We start from the raw sequence: 22,068 nt of genomic DNA, 5'->3' as shown, positions 1-22,068 counted from the left end.
GCGCGGACGCCGCCCCGTAACAGGGCGGATTGCCGGAAAGGACCCGAAACGATAATGGTTATCACTTACAATCATGAAATGGATTGCGCTTGGCCATCTAAACGTCTAAATGCCTGTTATTGCACTGCAGGCATGACCATACCGCGCCACCTGGCTGAAGACTCTTTTTCAGTTGCGCAGACACCACATCTGAAATCGCTTTTTCCATTTCAGGGGATAGCTTCACGCTGGTCTTAATTTCGGGACCAATGCCAGAATCGATGGCATACCCTTTTCGCGGGTCCGTTTCAGTACGGCTCAACTGAACTTTCTGGATAACTGCATCCTTGATAAATACCTGTCCGTCCTTCATGGCAAATGGAGATAAATCTGCGAGCCCCTTAGCAAATTCCTTCGTCAGACGTCTGTGCTTGATGTGTTCCACCGCATCGCCGATTTCGTCATCCGTATAGCTCCCTTTGATAGCTACCCAGCGGCCTGGAAGGAAGTACACCGCCGTTTTCTCAGGTTCTGAATTTCCAAACTGCTCATAATGGCGAGCTAACGCAGTATCGAGCGCATCAGCGATTTTTTGTTGTATGGTGATTTCACTACCGATTTTGTAACGGGGCAGATTTGCAATTTCCTCCAGCGCATCTAAAGGGCAGCCGATATAACCACCAGCGGGAACACCAAAGCGCGTATTTACCAAGTGCTTAATGGCAAACTCCTGCCCTTCAGCAGTCAGGAAGGTGAAATAATTTTCCTTTTGATACTCCGTCGCGGTATGGCGTGTTTCAGCGAATCCCAGCTCTCGAAGCTCAGCAACACCAGATTTAGCAGGCAGATCGCCGGACTGTAGCGCGCCACGGAAAAACAGTGCATACAGGACATCGGTCGCCGCGCCGGACAACGTAATGATTTTATTACCCATGATTTATTTCCTTTTAGGCGTGAGCCTGTCGCACGGCAAAGCCGCCGAAAGTTAACGGTTTGCCCAGGCTCACAGCTGAAAGACTTTCTTTGATCTGCGCGTGCGATGCGCATAAAAAAACCACCAGCGGACGCCAGTGGCTTGATTGTTATTTCATCCCCTAAAAGGGATCTTAGGCAAGTTATCCGCTGTAGGGAATATTGCAATTTCGATGAGCCTCCCCATTTTAATGGCAATAAAAAACCGCCCTCAGGCGGTTAAATTTTGAGATTTAAAATTTTGGTGCTATGCCATATTTCGGCGTCTTTATATTCGCAGCCCAGACTTTGATATCGTTTTGAAGCAACAAAGTGAAATCTGACTTGAGATAGTTAACCATCTCGTTGACCTTGCCTGCATCATTCACTGCAAAGTGTTCAATCCTGTTAGCTCCTACTGATACACAGGTGTAAGTTGCAGGCACATCCTTCCCGTTAGCATTAAGCCGGATCTTCCTATCGCCACAACCACCATCGGACATATAGGATACGAGCATATTAGCTGACTCCCTCCCCGGTTGAGAGATACTTATCATGACAGGCAACCCCTCTGAGGTCTGGGTAATGTCGTAGAGTACAGCATCTTTTTGATACCAGGTATTGTATTCTCTTTCCTGAAACGCTGCGTAGGATGGAGAAGAAATCGTCGCCAGCAAAGCGATTGTAAGAGAGTGAATTTTCATCGGTTGCTATTGTATTGTTTAGGCAAAGTTATTATCCATATTGTGCCAACAGCAACAACAACGTAAGATTATTCCTACTATTTTTAGTAGCGCTAAATTCCCTCTTAGCAACAGTTAAGTACCCATATATCTCATATCAATAAAGCATTATAAATCCCGGTAATTTGCATTAAGTAAAAACTAACTCCATGGTAACGAAAAAAATTTGCAATCACCTCTCAATACACTATCAGTATTCTACAGCATCAACCTTATTTTTGGTGAGCTTTTTCGAATGGAGAACCGGCTGCTATGTTTCATCCATGATGTCTAATAACAAAGAGTCACTTATTAAACAAATAAGCGAGTATGCTAGGCTTAACGAGCAGGAAGAAATCCAGTTGCGCAAGATAATCAGCTGATTTATTCATCTGAATAAGTCTATAACCATTATCAAGCCCACCAGCAGGTGAGCTTTGTAATGGCTACTCAGTCGTCAAGTTGCAGTACACCATGCTCCAGCGAATCTGAGTACGCGACCAGCCCCGTGTATTCCGGGATAATCTCGCCATCATCGGCTTCAAGTTCTGGAATTGTTGCGGTTGTGATGGTGTATTGTGGCTGGCCGTCTTCTTTCGCGAAATTAGCCAGGTCTTCGATTTGTTTGGCGGTTAGAACTACAGTCATGCTGATTCCTCAGTAGTTAAAAGCCCCGCTATTGCGAGGCTCTGGTTTCTTTCTGGCAGTTCGCCTGCCACGCTTTGTTATGCGCCAGGATGTCTTTCTTCGTCTTGCGGTCTTGAACATCGATATCGTGAACAGATAGATAACCTGGCACCTAACACCAATCTATCTGCCTAAGTTAAATCTTAATCCTTTCCGCTTACGCTTGTTGATCTCTGGGTCCATGCCAGGATATCCAAGACTCTGATGCGGAGAATGCCAACTCCAGGGAAACATCGATAAAAAGAGCATGTGAAACTGAGACTCCGGTAGCCCTCCTTGTGGGGGCTTTTTTTTCGGATTGATGCGCTTCGCTTGTTAAATATTGAGTCTTTTCTAGAATTTAAAGGTGCTTTGCTATGTCAGGTAAAGCCGTCGTTCAGAAATACCCGTGTGCTCAAGGATGAGCCATCCCTAGTTTTTCCTTTCCAGCTCTATCTGCCTTATTCCAGCCAGGTTATTGTTGCCCTTCTCAATCACGGCCAACAGCGGCTTAATCCAGAGCACAGCCTGGCAGTATGTTATTGAGCCGGCGGCAGCGGTACTATCATCGGCTGCGTCAGGTCCGTCGGTATCGGCGTGCATTGCGCTGGAACGTAAACGGTGCGCGTATTCGAGCAGCCCACCAGCGACATCAGCAGGAACAGGCAGATCACAGGTTTTTTCACGGCGGAGAATCTCCCGATATTCGATTACGGTTTCTTCGCTCCTGGTATCAATCAGGGAATTAAGCCTGTTGGCATGTTCTGCAACCTGATTGAATCGATTGAAGTTGAATGCCTGGGTGGCGATCACCTGCCCCTGCAAAGAGTTGTCACTTCGCAGAACGTCGTTATCGCTCTGAAGGTTACTGGCGTCCGAGCAACTCTTAACGAGGGCGACCGAAAGGACAGCAATAACGACCACGCCGATAAGACCTGGATTAATTTTCATAGGTCCAGCCCCCAGCACGCCAGCGCACTTTCTTGATCGCGCCGCTCGACCTGCCCATAGCAGCCATTCTTTTGGCCTTTGGTTAGTCGGCAATCACGGCCGCCGTCTTTAATCCACCAGCGAATAGCTTCACATGCCCCTTTCCGGTCACCAGCATTGATGCGCTTATAGAACGTGGACGGGAAGCATTTACCCGGCCCGATGTTGTACGGGCAGAAAGATGCGATCCCGGCTTTCTGCGGTTCGGTAAGCGGCACCTTAATATTGCGATCAACCCACGCAAGCGCCTTATCCCGTTCGATGGCGTTTACCTGGTCGCATTTCGCCTGTGTCAGCTTCATGCCCTGGACCACCGATTTACCATCTACCATTGTGGCACCCCGGCAAATAGTCCAGATTCCACTGCCATCTTTGTACGCAGTGAGGCTGTTCCCCTCCTTCTCATTCAGAAACTGATTGAGAATGACGGATGCTGGCGCACCAGCAAGTAAAAGCCCCAGAACAGCGGCACTCAACTTTGCTCTGGTTCCCATCACTCACCTTCCTTTTGTAGTGCCTCAACGACCACGCTTGCAGCAGCAGGACGTTCGTGAAGGGGTTTATCACCAACTCCTTTCAGGTAGTCATTGACCATTTTTGTGCGCTTCTCGTCCTCTCTACGCCTTCGGTGGGCATCCACCCGACTACTTAGGTAAGAGGCTAACGAGATAAGCAGACCGGCTGCGCCAAAGAACATGAACACCAGGTCCTGAGTGGTAAATCCAATGGCAGACGCCAGAGCTGCTACCCACGCGAAGAACTGCGTGAAGATGTTCCCTGAATCGTTCATTTTCATCGTCTCTCACCTCGCTGTGTGCGGGTGCTGTTTTGAGAATAAAAAAAGCCCGCTTTTGAAGGCGGGCTAATGAGTTGACTATTTGTAAGGTAGGTGTGAGTAAGACTTATGCTCAGAAGTGAAGCTGTATCGGCTGATTCACTATCGGTCCAGGAGAACCACTGGGCATTCAGTTACTTCCCACAACTCAAAGCGTAGCAGCAGTTTGCAAAACCATAAAAAAAGGCCTGCGTTTTATGGCAGGCTCTCAAGGAATTTGAAACTTATATTGTTGTTGTCATGGTGCCGGGTGCCTCCCGGTGACTCTACCCCAGTCTGCAAAGCCGCGCGCATACCTGCAGATAGCAGTCGACTGGAACGCCCTTTCGCATAGAAAGGATTCGCCACAAGAATAAGTTACGACTAATTCATTCGAGCGGTCAATACATCATCGCCATGAGTCCTCTCAGAACGAGGGGAAACAAAAAAGGCCGCCATTTGGCAGCCCTTAAAAATGACAAAAACCCGGCGAGGCGAGGTTTAGGAATCGTTTTAAGTCCGTGGCGTAGAAACCACTCTTAACATCCTAAGATAAAAAATGCGGACCGCAATAGTGTTTTTTTTAAAGAAAAGGGATATTTTCATTAAGAAAAAGGATTCAGATAAAACGAGGGCCAAGTGCAGGAAGATACTTCATTTAAAATTTTTTATGATGCTCATGATAATGAGCTTGCACAGCATAAAATTGATGCAAAAACGTTAAGCATTTCTATTGGTGCGATGGCAGAACTGATTAGTGCGGCGGACAAGCGTCTACATGACGGGCAAGAGACAGTTAAGCTAATGGTGACAAATCCAGCTGAGGCTGGGTCATTGGGCATTGCTTATACAATTATGGAACTTGTTCCTTCGGCTATCAACGTAGCTAAGGTCATTGGATTAACTGGGATGGCAGGTGCGGTCATTGGTGCTCCTGCACTCGCCCTAGTAAGGCAGTTAGGGACAAAAAAAGTAATTGCTATTACTAAAAGAGTCGGCACAAATGAATCTGTTCTTGAGCTCGATGGTGAAGAAATCGTATGCAATGATGCGGTTGCTAAGCTTGTCACTGATCCAGTAATTCGCGATGCGCTAGTTAATGTCGTTCGAGCTCCTCTTGATGGGAAAGAGGCACCGGTTTTTAAGATCGTTGATAGCAGTGGTGAAGAGATCTTGCGTCTTGAAGGAGAGCAGACTGAGGAGATAAAGCCTCTTCCGCGCGGTACGCTACTTGAGAAAGAAATTTCCACTGAAGAAGTTAATGTTCGTTTTGTTCAAGTTAACTTCGACGGTACTTCCGGATGGAGAATGGTGCATGTTGACGAAGAAAGCGCTGTTCACGTTGAGGATCAAGTGTTTATAAGTCAAGTTCAGACTGGCCAAATTAGTTTTACAAAAGAAGATTTGTTCGTTGTGGACCTTGAAACAACTAAGACATACACTGCACGCAACGTAACTATGCGTTATGCTATCAAAAAGGTCAAAAACAAAAGGCCTGCTGAGAGGAACTGATGGGAAATGAGGCAGTAGTACAATTAGTGATGTGGATAGGGGTGATTATGATCGTCCCTGTTTGCTATCGCTTTTGCTATGCTGCTTCATCAATGTTATGGCGCCGTCTTTTCCCTACACGAATTTTCGAGTTCCAATTTAATGATGTGTCTACAGGACTCAAAAAATCAGTGACAGTAAAGCTACCTCGTAGAAACAGCGAGTTGCTCGTTAACTTAATTGATGAAGCCATAAGGGAAGAGTCGAAAAGAAAATGAGCGCCGAATCAAAGCCTTTAAGCACTGGAAAAGCTGCTGTTGCAACTACTGGATGGGGTGCAGTCTTAAGCTTGGTAGCGGGGGCAATCTTCACAGATCCTAACAATCCCTGGAGAACGGTAGTTTTTGCTCTTATTCCCGGATTAGCAGCTGTCATAACTTATTTTATGAACTGGTTTATTTCTAGGCACGGGCTTGAATCCCCTGAAGATGCAGCTAAACGTTCTAAATGCAAAAGAGACCTTGCAGAGATTGAAAAGCACCTCAAGGGTAATATTAGTACTGGGCTGAGGGAAAAACTTTTAGCTAGAAAAGAAAGAACAATCGAAATCCTTGTTTCAATAGGTAGTGACAATATTATTTCTCCACTCCCAGAAGCTAAAGAAAGCGCTGGTCAACCTGATTGACCAGCTTGTTTTAGAATTAAGCTTCCATTTCCAAGCGGATATCAAGCATAGATAGGCAACCGTCGATGAATCCCTCAGCCATCTGAATCTCAATGCGTATAAGCTTTTCATCCTTTTTTCGCGCTTTCGCGATTTTCCGCTTTGATATGCCATAGAGATAGTGTGCAACCAAGAGCGAATGCTCATAGGGCTTGCGTTTTTGAAGTCGAGCTAAACACCCCTCGATAATTAGGGCATCGTCATCAGTACATGACAGGCGGGATTTGCTTGTTGGGGGAAGAAGTCCTTTGAAGCCAGCAGCGATTGGTGAGTAATCCACGCCAGAGCTATCGCTCGCAGCCCATCCACCCCAACGCTCTAAAACCATCTGAATATCACGCATCTTTTCTCCACTGTTCATGCTAATACGCCAATTTCCAGCGCACGATCTAAAAACCGAAACAACAGCACCAACTGGTCGCCGTGCTTCGCTTCAAATGCCACAGGATCAGCGTGCAACTCATCGTGATGTGCTCTGCACAGCGGTATCACAAACAGGTCATGCGCTTTGGTACCCATTCCCCCCTGCCCGTGGCCTATCAGGTGGTGGGGGTCGTCTGCCGGGTTATTGCAGCAACTGCACTGCTGCGACTTCACCCAGCGGGTGTATTTATCGTTCTCCCAGCGGCGGCGCTTTGGCCTCAGCATGAAAGATTCCGGTGATTCAGGATCGACCTTCACCGAGACTATCTTCTTAACTTTATCCTGGAGGATTTCAGTCGCCGGTAATGACGGAACAATGTCGCTTTCTCGCATCACTGAGCTGTGAGATTCAGGCTTAATCCTGAGTGCCTGGTTAGCCACTGATTCAGGAATAAGGTCAGCCAGATCGTTACGTACCATCCACCAGCAGAACTCCGGAATCGTCAGGGTGTGGTCTGCGCTAAAACCCAGCATAATATTCACCCTTTCGAGGAGCCATTTTACCAGGTTCTGCATGGCAATTCCCGCCAGTCTTTCAGTGGTTTGTTCACGTAGCTGGTTATCGCAACCCCAACAGAGGCGAATGCTTCCGGGTGCGTGACGCATTACCGTAAAGTCCTTTGAATGCCAGTCATTGTGAGGCCACTGACATTCGAATTTACGTTCCAGCCAGGCATCAAGGCCACTCAGTCCACCAGCACGCTGAATAACTCTCTCATTCAGGAAAAGCTCCTGCACACTGATATCATCTGTCAGTGGCTGGTGGGCTTCCGGAATCAACCCGGATGGGAGATGCTTAATAGATTCCGTAGGGGTCTCAATCACCACCCGGCCACGACGAAACAACCACAGCAGTTCGTTTCCAGGGCGGAACAGCACAACCCCGGACATTGGCGCAACTTCAGGTGTCAGTATGGCTCTCACTCAATTCCCCCCCCATTGCTGGTTGATGCTTGGTTATAGATATTTCGACTCTTCCGCCATGCACTTTCGGTCCCCACTCCACCAGCATTCTCTGCACCTGGCTGTCATCCTCCCAAATGCCAGCGTGCGTCAGCGCATCAAACAGAGCCTTGTTGTAGTTGTCGATGTCACGACGGCGAGCATCTGGAGGAAAGAGAAGTATCTCCACCGCAGCTGGTGACGATGATGGTTTTGGAAGGCAACGCAGCTGCTCAATAATCGCTGCGCATGCCGCACTCTGATATGCCCTGCCTTTCTCACTGATAAGATGTCGGCCTTTTAACGGCCCCTTGTTAGGGGCTCGCCAGTAGGTATTTACGCTCGGTGGGAACGGAAGAATCAGTCTCATGAATCAACTCCATATCGCCCGTTCAGACGCCCGATTACTATTAAACATCACAAGGCTTACACCCATCGGTTTAACCTTCTCGTGGTACTCCTTCAGGATCGGAGGTACAACGACATTCCAGCTTGGCTTCGGTTTCTTATTCAGGGCTTTCTTAATGGCATCAGAGCATTGACGGGCAACGTCACGAACCGCGTTCTCCTGCTCTGTAGAAAGTTTTCTCATGCGGAGTACCTTTCATACATGACTTCTAATTTCAACTTTTCGGCCAGAGCGTTCTCAGCTCTTGCCCCAACTGAATATTCCCACTCGTTGAGCATATAAATACCTTCTGCACACCGAAGCATTGCCAGGCAAATATCCATGTATTGCGCTTCAGAAAGACCATCTGGGAGTGTTGCTGGGTTCAATACCACATGACCCTGGCTTGTTAACTTTTCAGATGCTGCGTTGAAAGCTGGGCGATTAAATTGCTCATAGCCCGTCATAGGTCCCGCGATGTATACCTTCATGCAGCTCGCTCCTCAGGCTTAATCATTGGAACGGCTACTGCCGGAATAAGCTCAACAGCTGGTGATACTGACTGATTTCCCCAATGGTCCCAGCCTGGCGCACCGCAACGGCTGAACAGTTCGATGCGCGGAACATCACCGTAAAGCTTCTCAAGACGTAAACGCGCCTCGGCGGGCTTTTGGCTGTGCTCACCGAGTGGGCTGTAGATTACCTGCTTGATGCTGGCGCACTGGCGCTCAAGCCCATTCCCCCTGGTGGCTATCAGCATGTCTTCGGTATTGGCTCGGGTGTAGTTACCGCCGTTCATGCGGGTCTGTACGTTCAGCAGGTCGAGGAAGTCGTAAAAGTCCTCCACTCGACCAGCCTGAAGAGCTTTGTTGATGTGCTGCTCCGCCAGCGGGTTGAACTTCACCCAGGTAAAGCCCTTCATCGTGCGGACCTTAAAGCCCCATGCTTCAGCCAGTTCAATCGCTTCTCGGGTATGCGTGCCGGTGAACCACATAGCCAGAACTGCATCATCTGCAGCCAGGCCCCACACAGGAAGACGCTTCATGTCGATAAGCTTCATCGTGCCGTAGTGGTTGGTGGCTGCACCGTTGCTGACGGTGTTCCCGTATTCCCAGGCTGGGTCTGCGTAAATCAGTGAATATTTCATCGTATCCTTCCCCTCAGATTTCTAAGGCCAGCTGTGGAGTAAAGCGGTCACGCACTGCGTCATACTTGAGAGCGCTGGCGCTATTAAATGCCTCAATACGCTCAACGAGGACGGCAGCGCGGGTTTCTTTGCTGGCTGGCGCATAAGCTGATTTATCCCATGCCTTATCAATACCGATATTGCGCGCAACGTTTGTGCTGTCAGCTGATGAAAGGGGTATGTGAGTAAAAATGTCTTTATTCAGCATGCGAAGGCCATGGAGCTTGGTAATCGGATAACCATTTGAATCAACTACGTGCCGGATAAGGTCTCGCAATTTTGCCCTGCAGGCGCGTGGTCGCTTTGCATCGTATTCACCCATTGAGCCAATGCAGACACGAGGAAACTCATGGCAGAGACGTATGAATCTCTCGTCAGGTTCGCTCATATGCCAGACAGGTGCACCGACGAATTTACCGTGCGGCCATTCAGCGATAAGCGCATCGTTCTCTTCGCTGGTTCCACCGATAACATCCGGGATAACTGCAAATGCGAAACGAGGGTGATTCATCCACTCCTTGACGAATTCGTAATAGTCTTGCCAGTTAACAGGCTGGCCCTTATCCCAGAAGCTGAATGCGCCGTTATCCAGCGCGAAAGACTGGGTGACTTCGCTGGCCAGAGCTAATTGGCTTGGGTTAGCAAAGCTGATGAACGCATGGCGACCCTTCCACGCTTTAAGAGCGCAGGTATCAGGTGTAATTGGTCCTCCGTGGAAATGAATCATCAGATGTTCCTCGCCTGGCCAGCCAGACACCATGCGTCAGCAGGCGTTTTGACTTTCGGTACCATGCTCAGGCAACGCTGGCGCTCAATCAGTATCTTCATTCGTTGCTCTTCGTCTTTTGACCGATTGAATGCTTCCATCAGAACTGTGGCTGCACGCTGGTAGAGCCCCTTCTCAAACAGGCCTTTCGCTTTTTCCATCATCGCGGTTACTGCCGGGTTTGGTGCGGCTTCCTGTTCTGATGCAGCTGGTGCGTCAGCTCGGTTGATTTTCAGTGCAGAACGCCCTTCGCTCATATTCCCACCCGGCGCTTTAGCAAAATACTGGTAGCACTTGCCGTTGTGCTGGCGGGTAGCGCGATTCAGTTTGACCAGGTGACATACCCCGCGCTGAACAGCATGGACGTCGTACTGTGGCATTGATGCCGCAATCTCTTTGTTCGTTAAGCCAGGGTTAGCGGCGATGAAAATCTGAATGTCTTTCAAGAGGCTCATGAGTTAGCTCCTCTGAATCCTGCCGGGACTTTGCTGTAGTCAGTGTTCTGGAAACTGGAGCGGAATACCCCATCCTCTCGGGCCCACTCTCCGTTGACGCGAGGAGGTCGCCCAGCTTTGGCCCAACTGTTCGCTGACTTCAGGTAGCCAGGGAACTTGGACGGCTGGAAAAGTGTCTGTGGTCGAAGGTAGGCCGCCATCGTCAGGTCTTCGCTCCACTTGGCGTTGCAGTAGTCCACCACCAACGACAATTCTTCAACGGTGTAGCCCTCCCCGATGCGGGCACGAATGTTTTGCAGCGAGGTTGTTGAAACCTGATAACGCGAACTGGTCACCTTGTTGAGATGGGTTAAAACCTGTTTAGCCTGATCCGTGATCAACACATCACCGTCTGGTTGCGGCGCAACCGGACAAATAGGGTTTTTAATATCTGTAGTATTCTCTGTTGTATTCTCTGTAAGAACATCAGTGCAATTTGACCTGATGAGAGCGGTTCGTTTTGACCCGTTGGAGCATTTCACTTTGACCTCTTCCATCGGTTCATTTTGACCTGATGGAAGAGTGCATTTTGAACTCTTCGATTTGGTCACTTTGACCTCATCTAAAAGCTCGCTTTCGTAGTTGATCGTGTAGTAGTTCGTCATGTCGCGCTGAGATTTGTTCAACTGCTCAACTTTGAGCACGCCGAGCTGCTTCAGGCGGGTGAATGTGCGCTTCAGCGTAGACTCAGACCAGAACGGGAACTGCTCCAGCCACTGCTCTGTGGTGTTGTAAATCCAGCGCACGCCGTCACGCTCCAGTCCGGAGGTGGTTTCTTTAAGCCAGTAGTTTACTTGCTGCAACGCAATGGCCTCGTTCAGGCCAATGCTGTAAGCAAGGTCAGGGTTTATCACTATCGGCCGGGATGGCATCAACAGGCTCATGGTCGTCCTTTAACTCTGTAAATTTACGCTGGAATTGCTCAAGAGGGCTGAAGCACTCATGATCGTACCCTTCGCGAAGGTATATAACGCGTCGGGTCTCGGGCTCCCATCTGATGACCCGCACCGGGACGCCATAGTGATCTCTGAAACGCCGGTTAAGTTCTCGCATAGCGCTCTCCCCTTCCTACGCCAGACACCCACAATCGCCATAGCCCTGCTGTGGTTACATGGAACCCAGCGGCCTGATACCATCCGCTCATACCGAAACGACGAGGTTCCAATAACGGGAATACCACGTAGTTGCGGGAGACGGTTGTTTACCGTTACACTGTTCATGCGTTAGTTTCTCCACTGATACGACACGCCAAGGGGCCCGGAGCTGCACACTCGCGGGCCTCACCCTCTTCTGGGAGGCAATAAACACGGGAAATAAGGTTCAGGAACGTCATGAGAGTAACCCTGAACTGATATGCGATATCGTTAAGACTTTGCCACTCGCTCCGGTCAACTACACCATCTTCAATGTAATGACGGTAAGCATTGACCAGCTCACCAAGCCTTCCCACCAGCTCGGCCAGCTTCAGGCCAATCTCTTCGTTTCCATCATCAGGCACGGCGCCGGGAACGTGAATTCCGTTATCAGTTTCACGAGAGTACGCGTCAGCGATGTAACTTACGCCAGCAGCTCTCTGAAGCACCATTGCCCAGCCCATTGGAAAGATCTGGTCGCCACCAGCACGAAGGCGGTTAAAGAGTGAGTTCTGGGTTTCGTCCAGAATCTCCGCCGCTTCAGCGTATCCGCCAGGCAACGCGGCAATCGTCTTCCTGATTGCGGCCACCAGCCAGGCTGGCTGCTTCTCAACTTTCCATTCAGGTTCTATACCCACGGTCATATCCTCTTTTCTGTGGTTATGTTATGCCGCTGAATCATTTACCTTTTCAGGGCGATCGGGATTGGCGTTTTCCAGTAACCAATCAGCAGTGAATTTCCCCGCAGAATTAGCTGCAAGTAGTTCTGCATATTTCGTTTTTTTTGTGTATTCGGTGCGCGGAAGGCAGGTGTTTTTAACCCACCTGTGAACAGCTACCGGGGATAAACCACAAATTTTTGCTGCTGCTGTTTGTCCACCAACAGCGTTAACCGCAATCTCGACAGCGTTCATTAGCTCTCCTGAATCATAAAATTAACCACAAGTTAATATTAAATATTAACTGACAGTAAAGTCAAGTTCCCGGATATTTAACTAATGGTTAAAAGAGACGAAACAAAAGAAGGCTTCACAGCCAGATTACTGCACGTTTGCCAGCTTGCAGGGTTAACGGGGCGCGGAAGAAATAAAAACCTTGCGGACCTGCTTAATAAAGCTGGGGTAGAGATAACTACACCCGGAGTTTGGAAGTGGTTCAATGCCCAAGCCATACCGGACAGTCAGAAAATAGTAGCCCTCAGCAAGGTGCTTGGTGTCCGTGCGGAATGGTTGGAGTACGGTGTAGGTGAGCCCACAGACTCAGGGGAAGTGAAACGTATGGTTAATAATTCTGATCAGGATGTTTACCGCGTCGACGTTCTCGACCTGACTGTCAGTGCGGGCCCAGGCTCGTTCATGATTTCTGAGTTTGTAGAAGTTCTGCATGCTATTGAGTTCACAGGTGAACATGCGCGCTCCCTCTTTGGTAACCGACCTCAGCACGATGTGAAGGTCATGACTGTAGACGGTGACAGCATGTGCCCAACGATTCAATCTGGTGACCGCCTCTTCTTTGATGTGTCAGTGAGGAACTTCAAGGTTGACGGAGTTTATGCATTTGTTTTCGGGCAACACTTTCATGTCAAGCGTCTGCAAATGCAGGGATTACAGTTAGCCGTACTTTCAGACAACCCGGCATACAAAGACTGGTATGTAACAGAAGAGAATCAGGACCAACTCTACATCATGGGCAAAGCGCTTATTCACGAATCGATAGCTTACAACAAACTGTAGCAGTGGCCGGAAGAGACTTTTGGATAGAGACGAAGCTGCGGCTGGTGTGAGCGGAAAGATGTTCTGGTCAGCGCATGGCTGGTAAGCCAACTTTTCCCTGTGCTTTTTATGCAAATTAATCTAATGAATTTGAAAAGATTTTTACCTATTTTGTTGGTTCAGGAGAACATAAGTGAGCGATAAACAAGAGGTTGCCTTAGCACATATCAATGATGTACTGGAGTCCAAAAATTATATTGAAACTAATGCTGATGGGGTTGTAACCATCGGAACGGATAACAATGGCTACGAAGTTTTTAACTTCGTTTTTCTCAATAGCACCCCAGTCATCGGCCATATGAATGGCGAAATCGCAGTGGCAGGAATGCAACGCACTAAGGTTGCGTCCGTGACTTTAAGTAAACAGAAGGCCTTCGATTTCTATCAGTCCTTGAAAAGCATGTTCGAGGAATAAAAGCTGATGAATGCAGCTCAATCATCTTTGGATGAGGGAAAGCTAGTAATTGCTTACTCTGATAAGAATGGATCTACAGTAGGGCTGGAATTTTCTTCTGTAGCATCAAGCCAAGCAACGCTTTTGATGAAAGCTTGTTCTGTTGCTGCTTCAGATAAAGAAAAACGGATTGTCACATCGGTTGTGATGGATGATACTGAGATCATTCAAACAACAAGTGATGATGGAGGCGACGACATGGATAAGCGATTAGCAGTTCTTGAAGCTGAAGTTGCGCACATCAAGAGCAGCATGGCAGGAATTAAAGAGGATACCCGGAAAATATCTTCTGATTCTACTGACGCCAAAAGAGACACCGCTGTACTTTTACAGAAGAGCCTGGATTTTGATGCTTCACTATCTAAGAAACCATCGGTTGACTACTTTGAAGCTAAATTTTCCGCTTTGGAAACCAAGATAGCAGATGTAAAAGTATGGATGCTCGGGGTTCTCTTGGCCTCGCTTGCTATGCCAACTATATTTTTCCTATTAAACTTGTACCTTAAGAAAGGTCAGTAATTTAGCAAATCCGGCCACCGCGCCGGGTTTTTTAATGCCTGAAAGCCCTTAGAACAGGTGATCTCCAAAGCCCTAGCTTTATGTTAAGATGTTTCCGATTGCAATCAAAGGAAACAAAAAATGAAAAAGGTTTTGGCTTTAGCTCTTGGGGTAATGATGTTGGCTGGGTGTAGCTCACGTGTAGCTGATCTGACTGTGGCTAGCACTAAAAACTACAATCTTAACTCAAACAATTTCGTCAAAGGCGCGCGCGTAACCGCAGAAGACTCAGCCCCAGTCGTGATTTTCCCTCTGGGAATCCCGAATGTGAAAACGGCAATTGATCGTGCTATTGAGAAGAACAGATGCTCTGTTGCTCTTTCTGACGTTGTTGTTACTCAATTCAACCACTCTTTCCTGTTCGGTAAATTCGGATTTATTGTAGAGGGAACCGAAGTTATCGACCGTGGACAGCCAGGTTGCGAGAACGCTAACTAAATGAATCCCCGGCCATTGGGCCGGGTTTTTGTACCTACTTCACAGCCTTGCTACCTTCCCTCACTATCTCCGCAGCATCCCTGTTAACTCCCTTGCCGATCACATTGCCTGTTTCTCTGCGATATTGTTCCAACTTCTCGATGATAGCTTCCTTCGTCACTGGTTGATCTGATAGCGATAAATCCATAACCGCCCTGCCCATAGCATGAACAATCATGCTCACCCTTTCATCGTCCAAATCCATTATCGCTCACCTTTTTGATGTTTTTTTAATCATAGCACCACTATCTGAGAAAAATAAATAACATTAAAAATCAGATTATTACTGTGTTTCAACCCAAATAATTAACCAATGGTTATTTACAAATATTATCTATTGGTTAATTATGTATTCATCAGCAGCGAACATTGTGGTGGCAGGCATGAAGATAGAGTTGAAAGTTGACGGAAAAACTACTGCCGAGTGCAGTGATGAATCACAGTTCCTTGCATTTAATGCTGCCGTTTTTAGCGCTCTTTCGGACATGCAACATACCCTTCATGCCGAACGAAGGGCTCGATCCCAATCAAAAATGGCGGCCTTCAACGAGAAGTTTTTTAAAACGGATCCCACGGGTCGCAATTTAGCGAATCCAGAAGCTTAATGGTCTGGTAGGTGATGGCTTCCTGTTTAACAGTGTTTTCTGGGCTTGAAAGTTGATCGCGCAATAATTGTATTTGGTTATGAAGGTCATCTGATAGTGGACCCTCGTTAGCACATATTGCAGCTGAAATGGTCTTAATAGCAGCTTCAATAGAAGTGAGTCTTAACTCAATAATATCGTTATTCATAGGTTTATCTTCTTGGCTGTGTGAGAACTCCAAGAATACCACCGAGCCTGATGTGGTGAAAAGACAGGCATAAGTTTCATTGCTGTGTGTAGTCTTGGCGGTCGGCAGTTTTGTATGTTCTTAATGTCGACCGCTCCTTTTACACAACTGAAAGCGCGTTCAGCGTTCAACTTGAGAGGCCGTAGTCGTTAAATCAACTCAGGAGAACGCGCTCTCAATTGTGGAGAAGTAACGTGTCGACATTGCAGTGTCGATTGTGGCTGCCAGCCTCAAGCATCCTCAGGGTGCTTGGTGATGGTAATAACGCCATCTCAACCAACAGGAGACGATGAGCCTGTTCTGGTTGGATTGGAAAAATGTTATTTGCCCGCTCAGCGGCGGGCGCTTTTTCTGGAGGTAGCATGTCTGCAAATGATTTGGCTGTTAAATATGGTACTTATCAGCCCGAAAATTTACTGGTCATCCTTCCACTTGAAGAAGCGTCAGACATTATTCGTGAAAGTCTTCGCGCTGAGGTTCGCCACGAACTGGAATATGAATACGATGACCGTATTTTTTCTGCTGAAGAAGAGGCATCTGATTGGGAATCACGGGCAGACAGTTACGAATGCGATGCGATTAGTTTTGCCAGAGCGATAGAGAAAGCCTTGCTTGCACCAACCTTGGATGAAGCAAAAATTATTCTCGAACGCGTTCGTTCTGATAATCGCGAATATTTTTAATACCTAATGAATAATTACGAATTTGGCAACATTCAAGTGCCGGGATTCGTGCAACCAAAATTCAGCGCTGTGCAGAGCGCGTATAACACGGAGAAACTATCCATGACGAACACACAGAACGTCACCGAGTTACAACCACGCATGACCAGAGAGCAGCTTATCGACGCAGCTCGTAAGGCCGCCCCTCTCCTCCCTGCCGCTTACGGCTGGATGGTTAACGAACTGGCTACACGCCTTGATGTTACCAGCGTCGCCCTCTGTGAAGCGTTGGCGCAGCGTAAGGAACTGGCTGAGCAGAACGCCACCCTGCGAGAGGATGTTACCTGCTGGGCCAAAGAGTGCGACCGCATCGAAGAGCGCCACACAAAAACGCCTACCAACATGCATCTTCTGGAAGCTCAGCGAGAACTTCGTGAGTTGGCTCCTGTCGTCATTTCCCTGAATAACGAGGTTGTTCTCTAATGGCTAACTCATTCAAGCAAATGACCAAGGCCGGTGTAATTAAGCGCACCGATACCGGGATGTTTATCGCTCTTTCAGATATCCACGTTCGTGAAGGTTTCAACAAGCGTGAAGATGATGAACGCACCCGCCAGGCTGATGATGACCTGTTTATTTACCTGATGAACGGCGGATCAGTTCCACCGCTGGAAGTTATCGCACGTGATGAAGGTGGTGTGTGGGTTGTTGAAGGTCACCGTCGCCGTCGTTGCTATGCTCGCTGCGCTGAGGCTGGTAAGCCAGTAGACCGCATTCACATCATGCCGTTCAACGGTAATGATGTGCAGCGCCTGGCTCGCATCATGACAAGTAACAACCAGTTGCCGCTCTCCGATATGGAACAGGCTGCAGTCATCCAGGAGCTGCATAACGCCTTCAACCAGACCACCAGCGAAATAGCGAAACTGGTTAACAAGTCAGTGGCCACCGTAGAGAAGTTGCTTCTCCTTAGCACGGCTAACCATGACGTTCAGCAGGAAGTTAAATCCGGTGCTGTGTCAGTCGATGTCGCTGTTGATCGCGTTATGGAGTATGGCGAACAGGCCGGAAAAGTTCTACAGCATGATAAGGCTGTAGCGGCTGCCCAGGGCAAAACGAAAGTTACCCGCAGTTCTATCGCTCCGGAACTCAGCGTAAAGAACGCACGCCGTTTCGTTGAGCTGATGGCCCAGGCCACGATCAGTGATGAAGGTGTTTTCACTTTAGAAGGCGCTGCCCTTGCAGAAGCGCTGGCCATTATGGATGAACACAAAGCGATTGCAGAAGCGCGTGAAACATACCGCCTTTCACAGCCAGTGCCTGAAACAGAGGTGGTAGGCAAAACGCTTTACGTGAAACTGGAAGGGATTGAGATCGGCACAGCGCAAATCTATCGCGGAAAGAATGTCATCCTGAATGGGGTTGTCACCAGCCAGTCAAAGGCCGTGGCCCACTTCGTTAAGCAACACAAACTGCAGCAGGAAAATAATCATGACAGCCAATAAACCAATGACCGGCGAACAACTGGATGAACTGATGACTGTTGCGGTCAACATGCAGCGCGACAGTGAAAAACAAGGTGACCGCCCTACTGCTATGTTCGCTTATGCAGTTCAGGTTGCCGTTCTGGAACTGCGTAATGTTCGAAATGATGCTGCAGCGATGGCAACGCTCAAAGCGGAGGCTGTGGCATTCAGAACAAAGTTAAAAACACTTGCTGCTATAGGTAGTGAGAGCTGGGATTATACGGATCATCGCCAACCAGACGCTTTCGAAATTGAAAACTGCATTATTGAGCGCCTTTACACCGCCCCACCATCACCAGCCAATGCCGAACCCGTAGCCTGGCTGTGGTCACACAGGAAATATCCAAGCGAAGTTACGCTTGTTCGCCCAGAGGATGATGATCGAGCAGAAGGGGCGCTGTGGTCAGGATGGAGTAGTCAGGCGCTTTATGCAGCACAGCAGCAGGAGGTGAAGACGTGACCTTCAACCGTTACGTAATCACCGTGGTGCTGCCGAACCTGATTATCTGCTCACTGCTCGGTAAGCCAGCCTTAGTGATCGAGAAAATTGCTCGCCGGGTTCGCCTGGCATGTGGTCGCCGCATGGAGCGCGTCATGTTGGATGCGCCCCCCAAGGAGAAGCGTGATGCCTAACCCATTCTACATAGTGATGTTGGCCATTCTGTGTATGGCAGTGATTTATGGGTGGCTGACATGGTGAGCAAACTAAAACAGAGGCGCATGCGCCGCCTTAAAGCGGATGTAGCCTGGTGGCGTGAAGAGGCTGAGGATTGCCGCTTCCGTCTGCTGGAGCTGGCCGGAGAGATCGACAGGCTCAAAAAGCTAGTCATCCGCGTGCCGATGCCTGTTCTCATGCCAAAGGAAATGGCCCACCAGCTCTATTACACCGAAACAAAAAGATGTCGTTCCTGCAATGATGGGCTTCGTGGTGGTTGCTCATCTTGCATTTTCTATAAGAGATAGCCGGGTGCAGCCGGTTAAGTGGAGAACTATACGATGAGCGGACAAAGCCAACGTTTTCTTACCCCTGATGACCTCTATCAGCTTACTGGTTATCGTCGCCCTTCTCTTCAGTGCCGAGCGCTGAAAGAAAGCGGTGTATTTTTCGTGCCACGAAAAGACGGCAGGCCAGGCACTACATGGGATCATGTAACTAACCCTGCAGGCCTCAAGCTGGTAGTGAACAATCCAGAGGAAGAAGAACCAAACTTTAAGGACATGTAATGCCCAGAATCCGCAAAAACCCAGATGATAACTGGATGCCACCCCGCGTTCGCCGCGGCAAATCAGCCTATGAGTTCAGAACGCCTGACGGAAGAACAGTAAGATTGTGCAACCACGATCTCACTAAGTCTCAGGTCTGGGCAGCCTATGAAAATTTTATCAACGATATCAAGGTAGGTTCCAATTTCCACGCACTTTGCGAAGAGTTCTTTAACTCTGGTGACTTCCATGAACTGGCCACCGAAACCAGAAAGGACTACAGAAAGTATGGCGCAAAGGTAAATGTTGTTTTCGGGAAGATGAAACCGGACAACATTAAGCCTGAGCATATCAGGAAGTATATGGATAAGAGAGGTATTAAAAGCAGGGTTCAGGCTAACCGAGAAAAAGCGTTTATGTCGAGGGTGTTCAGGTGGGCATATGAGCGTGGCAAAGTGAAGATGAATCCATGCCAGGGTGTGAAGCAATTTAAGGAGCAGGCACGCACCCGATACGTCACGGACAAAGAATATGATGCACTTTTCAGCGTTTCATCGTTACCGGTTAAGATTGCCATGGAGTTGGCCTATTTATGCTGCGCCCGTCAGGGTGACATTCTGGATCTTAAAAAGAGTCAGATACTTGATGACGGAATTCTAATTCAGCAAAGCAAGACGGCAGTAAGTCAGATTAAGGCTTGGACAGTACGCCTATCTAATGCGGTCACCCTGGCAGATTCACTTCCGTTAAACAGCGGAATGGTAAGCCTGTATGTGATCCACCAGTCGTCAGGTTCTCGTTACACACGAGATGCATTTAATGCTCAGTGGATGAAAGCAAAAAAGTTAGCCGCTGAAAAATTTCCTGAGCTCGAATTTAACTTCACGTTCCATGATCTGAAAGCTAAAGGGATATCCGATCTGGAAGGAACACTTCATGAGAAGCAGGAAATTTCAGGTCATAAAAATGCATCACAAACGGCGAGATATAACCGAAAAATTTCTGTAGTACCGGTGGTCGGGGGGCAGTAATGCCCTCCTCAAGTTCCTAAAAGAACCAAGACTCTTCAAATAAGCATTCCTATTTGAATAATCACATTCAGTTAGCATTATCGAATTAGAGTAAGGGCGTATTTACTTGAAGGTTTAAAAATCGCTTATGTTTAACATTTTATAACCCAGGATCCGCGAGATCGTCGATAAACTGTCGGGCTTTGTCATTAAAGCCTACCGCAGAAAAAACAATTGTTAAGCTACCGTCACGGATGGTAACTGTTTGACGACGCATAAATTCACCAATGAGATGAGTTATTCCTGCTTGTGTATAGGCGTACCAATACATTCCCATAGACGGGTCGCAGTTCTGCCACCAACGCAATTTAGTTCCATTGACATACATGCTTGATGAACTGCCAGATGCTTTACACTCGATACCATTACGAGGCAGCAGGTAAGCATTCACATCACCTTTTGCAGACCTTGAAAGAAGCATGTACCAATACCCGTCATCTGACATGACTGTCGGCTCACCACGTTTATTGATGTACCAACCCTCCGCATGGACAGGAATGAGAATACAACACAAGAACAAAACTACTGAAGTGAAGGCACGCATTAAAAATTCTCCTTAAATTTTATGCTTAGAGAGATATTTTACTTGTATTAATGTCGAGTTCGGCTTCTCGTTAACTTGCACGAACACCATCATAGAGCAAGAATGTATAACCTGAAGTAAAATTTAACTTGTACTCAGGCATTTCACCGTAAAAATTTTCGAATGGCGAAACGGAATGGCGAAAGAATGGTGAATGGCGAAAAATGGGCAATAAAAAACCACCTTTCGGTGGTTTATACGACACTGCTTATCATTGATTTTATTCTAGTTTTCCCATGGTACCCGGAGTGGGACTTGAACCCACACAGCGCGAACGCCGAGGGATTTTAAATCCCTTGTGTCTACCGATTCCACCATCCGGGCTCGGGAAGAAAGTGGAGGCGCGTTCCGGAGTCGAACCGGACTAGACGGATTTGCAATCCGCTACATAACCGCTTTGCTAACGCGCCGTAAAACTTTTCAAACTGACACCCGCTAGTGCGCATGTCTTTAATCTGGAGCGGGAAACGAGACTCGAACTCGCGACCCCGACCTTGGCAAGGTCGTGCTCTACCAACTGAGCTATTCCCGCATGTCATCAAGTAAACGTCTAACCACTTGATTTCATTATCGTCCGGCTTGCTGTGCCGCCGTTCGATGCGTTGCATTCTACTGATATGACGTTATGAGTCAACGTTATTTTTTGCATCCCCGGATCGTTTGCTGAAAATTACGGCGAAACGATCACTGATCAAGCAAATCCCCACGCGCGGCGTTCAAATATTGCAGCATTGACCACAACGTCAGCACTGCCGCCACCCACAGCAGACCAATGCCCGCCCATTCAACCCAGGCGTTTGGACGCCAGAGCATCCAGACCAGCGCCGCCATCTGCGCGGTTGTTTTCACTTTACCGATCCAGGAGACCGCCACGCTGCTGCGTTTCCCCAGTTCCGCCATCCACTCGCGCAGCGCGGAGATGATGATCTCACGGCCGATCATGGTTGCCGCCGGCAGTGTTACCCACCAGGTATGATAATGCTCGGCCACCAGCACCATCGCGATAGCCACCATCACTTTATCCGCTACCGGATCGAGGAAGGCACCGAAACGGGTGCTTTGATTCCAGCGACGGGCCAGATAGCCATCAAACCAGTCGGTAACCGCCGCAATCAGGAAGATCAGTGCGCAGGCGAAAGGCGCCCAGACAACCGGCAGGTAAAACGCCAGCACAAAGAATGGAATGAGTACGACACGAAAGAGAGTGAGCAACGTAGGGATATTATATTGCATAGTGACGGTAACTATTTGTTGTCAGTAAAA

At 48.3% G+C, this 22,068-nt stretch carries 36 protein-coding genes and 3 tRNA genes; 14 read left to right on the top strand and 25 right to left on the bottom strand.

All coding sequences use genetic code 11. The features are described from left to right. Nucleotides 1–97: 97 nt before the first annotated feature. The 6 genes from GM298_RS03045 to GM298_RS03020 form a co-directional block, all read right to left on the bottom strand. On the bottom strand, nt 98–913 hold the full coding sequence (locus GM298_RS03045; RefSeq protein ID WP_266153566.1) for a hypothetical protein: 816 nt from the start codon (nt 911–913) through the stop codon (nt 98–100). A 271-nt stretch (nt 914–1,184) separates the two neighbouring features. After that, nucleotides 1,185–1,634, bottom strand: coding sequence for a hypothetical protein (locus GM298_RS03040; RefSeq protein WP_025759831.1), 450 nt, complete (start codon nt 1,632–1,634; stop codon nt 1,185–1,187). Between the two features lie 468 nt (nt 1,635–2,102). After that, nucleotides 2,103–2,300, bottom strand: coding sequence for a hypothetical protein (locus GM298_RS03035; RefSeq protein WP_222168601.1), 198 nt, complete (start codon nt 2,298–2,300; stop codon nt 2,103–2,105). Between the two features lie 450 nt (nt 2,301–2,750). After that, a complete protein-coding gene (locus GM298_RS03030) occupies nt 2,751–3,269 on the bottom strand; it encodes a hypothetical protein (protein WP_266153565.1) in 519 nt (172 codons plus the stop codon). Further along, nucleotides 3,266–3,802 (bottom strand): lysozyme, encoded by a 537-nt coding sequence (locus tag GM298_RS03025; RefSeq protein WP_266153641.1) that lies wholly within the window; start codon nt 3,800–3,802, stop codon nt 3,266–3,268. Before GM298_RS03025 ends, GM298_RS03030 begins: the two co-directional genes overlap by 4 nt. Next, nucleotides 3,802–4,104, bottom strand: a complete 303-nt coding sequence (locus GM298_RS03020; protein WP_266153564.1) for a hypothetical protein — start codon at nt 4,102–4,104, stop codon at nt 3,802–3,804. Before GM298_RS03020 ends, GM298_RS03025 begins: the two co-directional genes overlap by 1 nt. A 657-nt stretch (nt 4,105–4,761) precedes the next feature. On the opposite strand from GM298_RS03020, the gene GM298_RS03015 reads away from it, so the two are divergent. Next, nucleotides 4,762–5,634 carry a hypothetical protein gene (locus GM298_RS03015; protein ID WP_266153563.1) on the top strand — a complete coding sequence of 291 codons (873 nt, stop codon included), beginning with the start codon at nt 4,762–4,764 and terminating at the stop codon, nt 5,632–5,634. Nucleotides 5,635–5,887: 253 nt separating this feature from the next. Further along, nucleotides 5,888–6,298, top strand: a complete 411-nt coding sequence (locus tag GM298_RS03010; protein ID WP_058672388.1) for a hypothetical protein — start codon at nt 5,888–5,890, stop codon at nt 6,296–6,298. A 16-nt stretch (nt 6,299–6,314) separates the two neighbouring features. Here GM298_RS03010 and GM298_RS03005 read toward each other — a convergent pair whose 3' ends face one another. The 12 genes from GM298_RS03005 to GM298_RS02950 form a co-directional block, all read right to left on the bottom strand. Next, the gene (locus GM298_RS03005) at nt 6,315–6,680 is read right to left on the bottom strand and encodes an antiterminator Q family protein (protein ID WP_266153562.1); all 366 of its coding nucleotides are present in this window, start codon (nt 6,678–6,680) and stop codon (nt 6,315–6,317) included. Between the two features lie 14 nt (nt 6,681–6,694). Beyond that, on the bottom strand, nt 6,695–7,684 hold the full coding sequence (locus GM298_RS03000; RefSeq protein ID WP_266153560.1) for a DUF968 domain-containing protein: 990 nt from the start codon (nt 7,682–7,684) through the stop codon (nt 6,695–6,697). Beyond that, a complete protein-coding gene (locus GM298_RS02995; RefSeq protein WP_266153559.1) occupies nt 7,662–8,072 on the bottom strand; it encodes a RusA family crossover junction endodeoxyribonuclease in 411 nt (136 codons plus the stop codon). Before GM298_RS02995 ends, GM298_RS03000 begins: the two co-directional genes overlap by 23 nt. A gap of 3 nt (nt 8,073–8,075) precedes the next feature. After that, the gene (locus GM298_RS02990; RefSeq protein ID WP_266153558.1) at nt 8,076–8,294 is read right to left on the bottom strand and encodes a hypothetical protein; all 219 of its coding nucleotides are present in this window, start codon (nt 8,292–8,294) and stop codon (nt 8,076–8,078) included. After that, a complete protein-coding gene (locus tag GM298_RS02985) occupies nt 8,291–8,581 on the bottom strand; it encodes a DUF4406 domain-containing protein (RefSeq protein ID WP_266153557.1) in 291 nt (96 codons plus the stop codon). The genes GM298_RS02990 and GM298_RS02985 overlap by 4 nt, the downstream gene beginning before the upstream one ends. Beyond that, complete coding sequence (locus GM298_RS02980; RefSeq protein ID WP_266153556.1) at nt 8,578–9,237, bottom strand: MT-A70 family methyltransferase; 660 nt, start codon at nt 9,235–9,237, stop codon at nt 8,578–8,580. Before GM298_RS02980 ends, GM298_RS02985 begins: the two co-directional genes overlap by 4 nt. A gap of 13 nt (nt 9,238–9,250) precedes the next feature. After that, nucleotides 9,251–10,003, bottom strand: coding sequence for a hypothetical protein (locus tag GM298_RS02975; protein ID WP_025760119.1), 753 nt, complete (start codon nt 10,001–10,003; stop codon nt 9,251–9,253). Beyond that, complete coding sequence (locus GM298_RS02970) at nt 10,003–10,497, bottom strand: hypothetical protein (RefSeq protein WP_266153555.1); 495 nt, start codon at nt 10,495–10,497, stop codon at nt 10,003–10,005. The genes GM298_RS02975 and GM298_RS02970 overlap by 1 nt, the downstream gene beginning before the upstream one ends. After that, nucleotides 10,494–11,420, bottom strand: a complete 927-nt coding sequence (locus GM298_RS02965; protein WP_266153554.1) for a conserved phage C-terminal domain-containing protein — start codon at nt 11,418–11,420, stop codon at nt 10,494–10,496. Before GM298_RS02965 ends, GM298_RS02970 begins: the two co-directional genes overlap by 4 nt. Beyond that, entirely contained in the window at nt 11,377–11,589 is a 213-nt protein-coding gene (locus GM298_RS02960) for a DUF4222 domain-containing protein (RefSeq protein ID WP_071852604.1), read from the bottom strand. Before GM298_RS02960 ends, GM298_RS02965 begins: the two co-directional genes overlap by 44 nt. 163 nt (nt 11,590–11,752) lie before the next feature. Beyond that, nucleotides 11,753–12,313: a YmfL family putative regulatory protein gene (locus GM298_RS02955; protein WP_416347189.1), complete on the bottom strand. Its 561-nt coding sequence runs from the start codon at nt 12,311–12,313 to the stop codon at nt 11,753–11,755. Between the two features lie 21 nt (nt 12,314–12,334). After that, nucleotides 12,335–12,583, bottom strand: coding sequence for a hypothetical protein (locus GM298_RS02950; protein ID WP_025760123.1), 249 nt, complete (start codon nt 12,581–12,583; stop codon nt 12,335–12,337). An 84-nt stretch (nt 12,584–12,667) separates the two neighbouring features. Between GM298_RS02950 and GM298_RS02945 the strand changes: the two genes are divergently transcribed. The 4 genes from GM298_RS02945 (at nt 12,668) to GM298_RS02930 (ending at nt 14,891) form a co-directional block, all read left to right on the top strand. Further along, nucleotides 12,668–13,402, top strand: coding sequence for a S24 family peptidase (locus tag GM298_RS02945; protein WP_025760124.1), 735 nt, complete (start codon nt 12,668–12,670; stop codon nt 13,400–13,402). Nucleotides 13,403–13,574: 172 nt separating this feature from the next. Beyond that, nucleotides 13,575–13,856: a hypothetical protein gene (locus tag GM298_RS02940; RefSeq protein WP_025760149.1), complete on the top strand. Its 282-nt coding sequence runs from the start codon at nt 13,575–13,577 to the stop codon at nt 13,854–13,856. A 6-nt stretch (nt 13,857–13,862) separates the two neighbouring features. Next, nucleotides 13,863–14,414: a hypothetical protein gene (locus GM298_RS02935; RefSeq protein ID WP_022650970.1), complete on the top strand. Its 552-nt coding sequence runs from the start codon at nt 13,863–13,865 to the stop codon at nt 14,412–14,414. 120 nt (nt 14,415–14,534) lie between these two features. Continuing rightward, complete coding sequence (locus GM298_RS02930) at nt 14,535–14,891, top strand: hypothetical protein (RefSeq protein ID WP_266153551.1); 357 nt, start codon at nt 14,535–14,537, stop codon at nt 14,889–14,891. Nucleotides 14,892–14,925: 34 nt separating this feature from the next. Here GM298_RS02930 and GM298_RS02925 read toward each other — a convergent pair whose 3' ends face one another. Both GM298_RS02925 and GM298_RS02920 read right to left on the bottom strand, forming a co-directional pair. Beyond that, nucleotides 14,926–15,135 (bottom strand): hypothetical protein, encoded by a 210-nt coding sequence (locus GM298_RS02925; protein ID WP_266153550.1) that lies wholly within the window; start codon nt 15,133–15,135, stop codon nt 14,926–14,928. Between the two features lie 353 nt (nt 15,136–15,488). Continuing rightward, entirely contained in the window at nt 15,489–15,722 is a 234-nt protein-coding gene (locus GM298_RS02920; protein WP_266153549.1) for a hypothetical protein, read from the bottom strand. A gap of 401 nt (nt 15,723–16,123) precedes the next feature. Here GM298_RS02920 and GM298_RS02915 point away from each other — a divergent pair, with 401 nt between their 5' ends. The 8 genes from GM298_RS02915 to GM298_RS02880 all read left to right on the top strand — a co-directional run bounded on the left by GM298_RS02915 (nt 16,124) and on the right by GM298_RS02880 (nt 20,183). After that, nucleotides 16,124–16,444 (top strand): hypothetical protein, encoded by a 321-nt coding sequence (locus GM298_RS02915; RefSeq protein ID WP_266153548.1) that lies wholly within the window; start codon nt 16,124–16,126, stop codon nt 16,442–16,444. Nucleotides 16,445–16,546: 102 nt separating this feature from the next. Further along, nucleotides 16,547–16,906 (top strand): hypothetical protein, encoded by a 360-nt coding sequence (locus GM298_RS02910; RefSeq protein ID WP_266153547.1) that lies wholly within the window; start codon nt 16,547–16,549, stop codon nt 16,904–16,906. Further along, nucleotides 16,906–17,928: a chromosome partitioning protein ParB gene (locus GM298_RS02905; RefSeq protein WP_191185525.1), complete on the top strand. Its 1,023-nt coding sequence runs from the start codon at nt 16,906–16,908 to the stop codon at nt 17,926–17,928. The genes GM298_RS02910 and GM298_RS02905 overlap by 1 nt, the downstream gene beginning before the upstream one ends. Further along, a complete protein-coding gene (locus tag GM298_RS02900; protein WP_191185524.1) occupies nt 17,915–18,409 on the top strand; it encodes a hypothetical protein in 495 nt (164 codons plus the stop codon). Before GM298_RS02905 ends, GM298_RS02900 begins: the two co-directional genes overlap by 14 nt. Then, a complete protein-coding gene (locus GM298_RS02895; protein ID WP_266153546.1) occupies nt 18,406–18,582 on the top strand; it encodes a hypothetical protein in 177 nt (58 codons plus the stop codon). The genes GM298_RS02900 and GM298_RS02895 overlap by 4 nt, the downstream gene beginning before the upstream one ends. Nucleotides 18,583–18,642: 60 nt before the next feature. Further along, the gene (locus tag GM298_RS02890; RefSeq protein ID WP_191185522.1) at nt 18,643–18,912 is read left to right on the top strand and encodes a hypothetical protein; all 270 of its coding nucleotides are present in this window, start codon (nt 18,643–18,645) and stop codon (nt 18,910–18,912) included. A gap of 33 nt (nt 18,913–18,945) precedes the next feature. Beyond that, nucleotides 18,946–19,173: a DUF4224 domain-containing protein gene (locus tag GM298_RS02885; protein WP_016063584.1), complete on the top strand. Its 228-nt coding sequence runs from the start codon at nt 18,946–18,948 to the stop codon at nt 19,171–19,173. Then, a complete protein-coding gene (locus tag GM298_RS02880; protein ID WP_266153545.1) occupies nt 19,173–20,183 on the top strand; it encodes a tyrosine-type recombinase/integrase in 1,011 nt (336 codons plus the stop codon). Before GM298_RS02885 ends, GM298_RS02880 begins: the two co-directional genes overlap by 1 nt. Nucleotides 20,184–20,322: 139 nt before the next feature. Here the strand turns inward: GM298_RS02880 and GM298_RS02875 are convergent, their stop codons facing one another. The 5 genes from GM298_RS02875 to pgsA form a co-directional block, all read right to left on the bottom strand. Beyond that, nucleotides 20,323–20,766, bottom strand: coding sequence for a hypothetical protein (locus GM298_RS02875; protein ID WP_095451032.1), 444 nt, complete (start codon nt 20,764–20,766; stop codon nt 20,323–20,325). 276 nt (nt 20,767–21,042) lie between these two features. After that, nucleotides 21,043–21,129: transfer RNA gene (locus GM298_RS02870), tRNA-Leu, on the bottom strand. Nucleotides 21,130–21,141: 12 nt separating this feature from the next. Beyond that, nucleotides 21,142–21,215, bottom strand: a tRNA-Cys gene (locus GM298_RS02865). A gap of 46 nt (nt 21,216–21,261) precedes the next feature. Then, nucleotides 21,262–21,337: transfer RNA gene (locus GM298_RS02860), tRNA-Gly, on the bottom strand. Between the two features lie 152 nt (nt 21,338–21,489). Further along, the gene (gene pgsA, locus GM298_RS02855) at nt 21,490–22,038 is read right to left on the bottom strand and encodes a CDP-diacylglycerol--glycerol-3-phosphate 3-phosphatidyltransferase (protein WP_008500348.1); all 549 of its coding nucleotides are present in this window, start codon (nt 22,036–22,038) and stop codon (nt 21,490–21,492) included. Nucleotides 22,039–22,068: the final 30 nt, after the last annotated feature.

Source organism: Enterobacter sp. HSTU-ASh6, from assembly GCF_026319105.1.
GTDB lineage: Bacteria > Pseudomonadota > Gammaproteobacteria > Enterobacterales > Enterobacteriaceae > Enterobacter > Enterobacter sichuanensis.
Note: the sequence above shows the minus strand (reverse complement) of the source record. Positions and strands in the feature narration are given on the sequence as shown.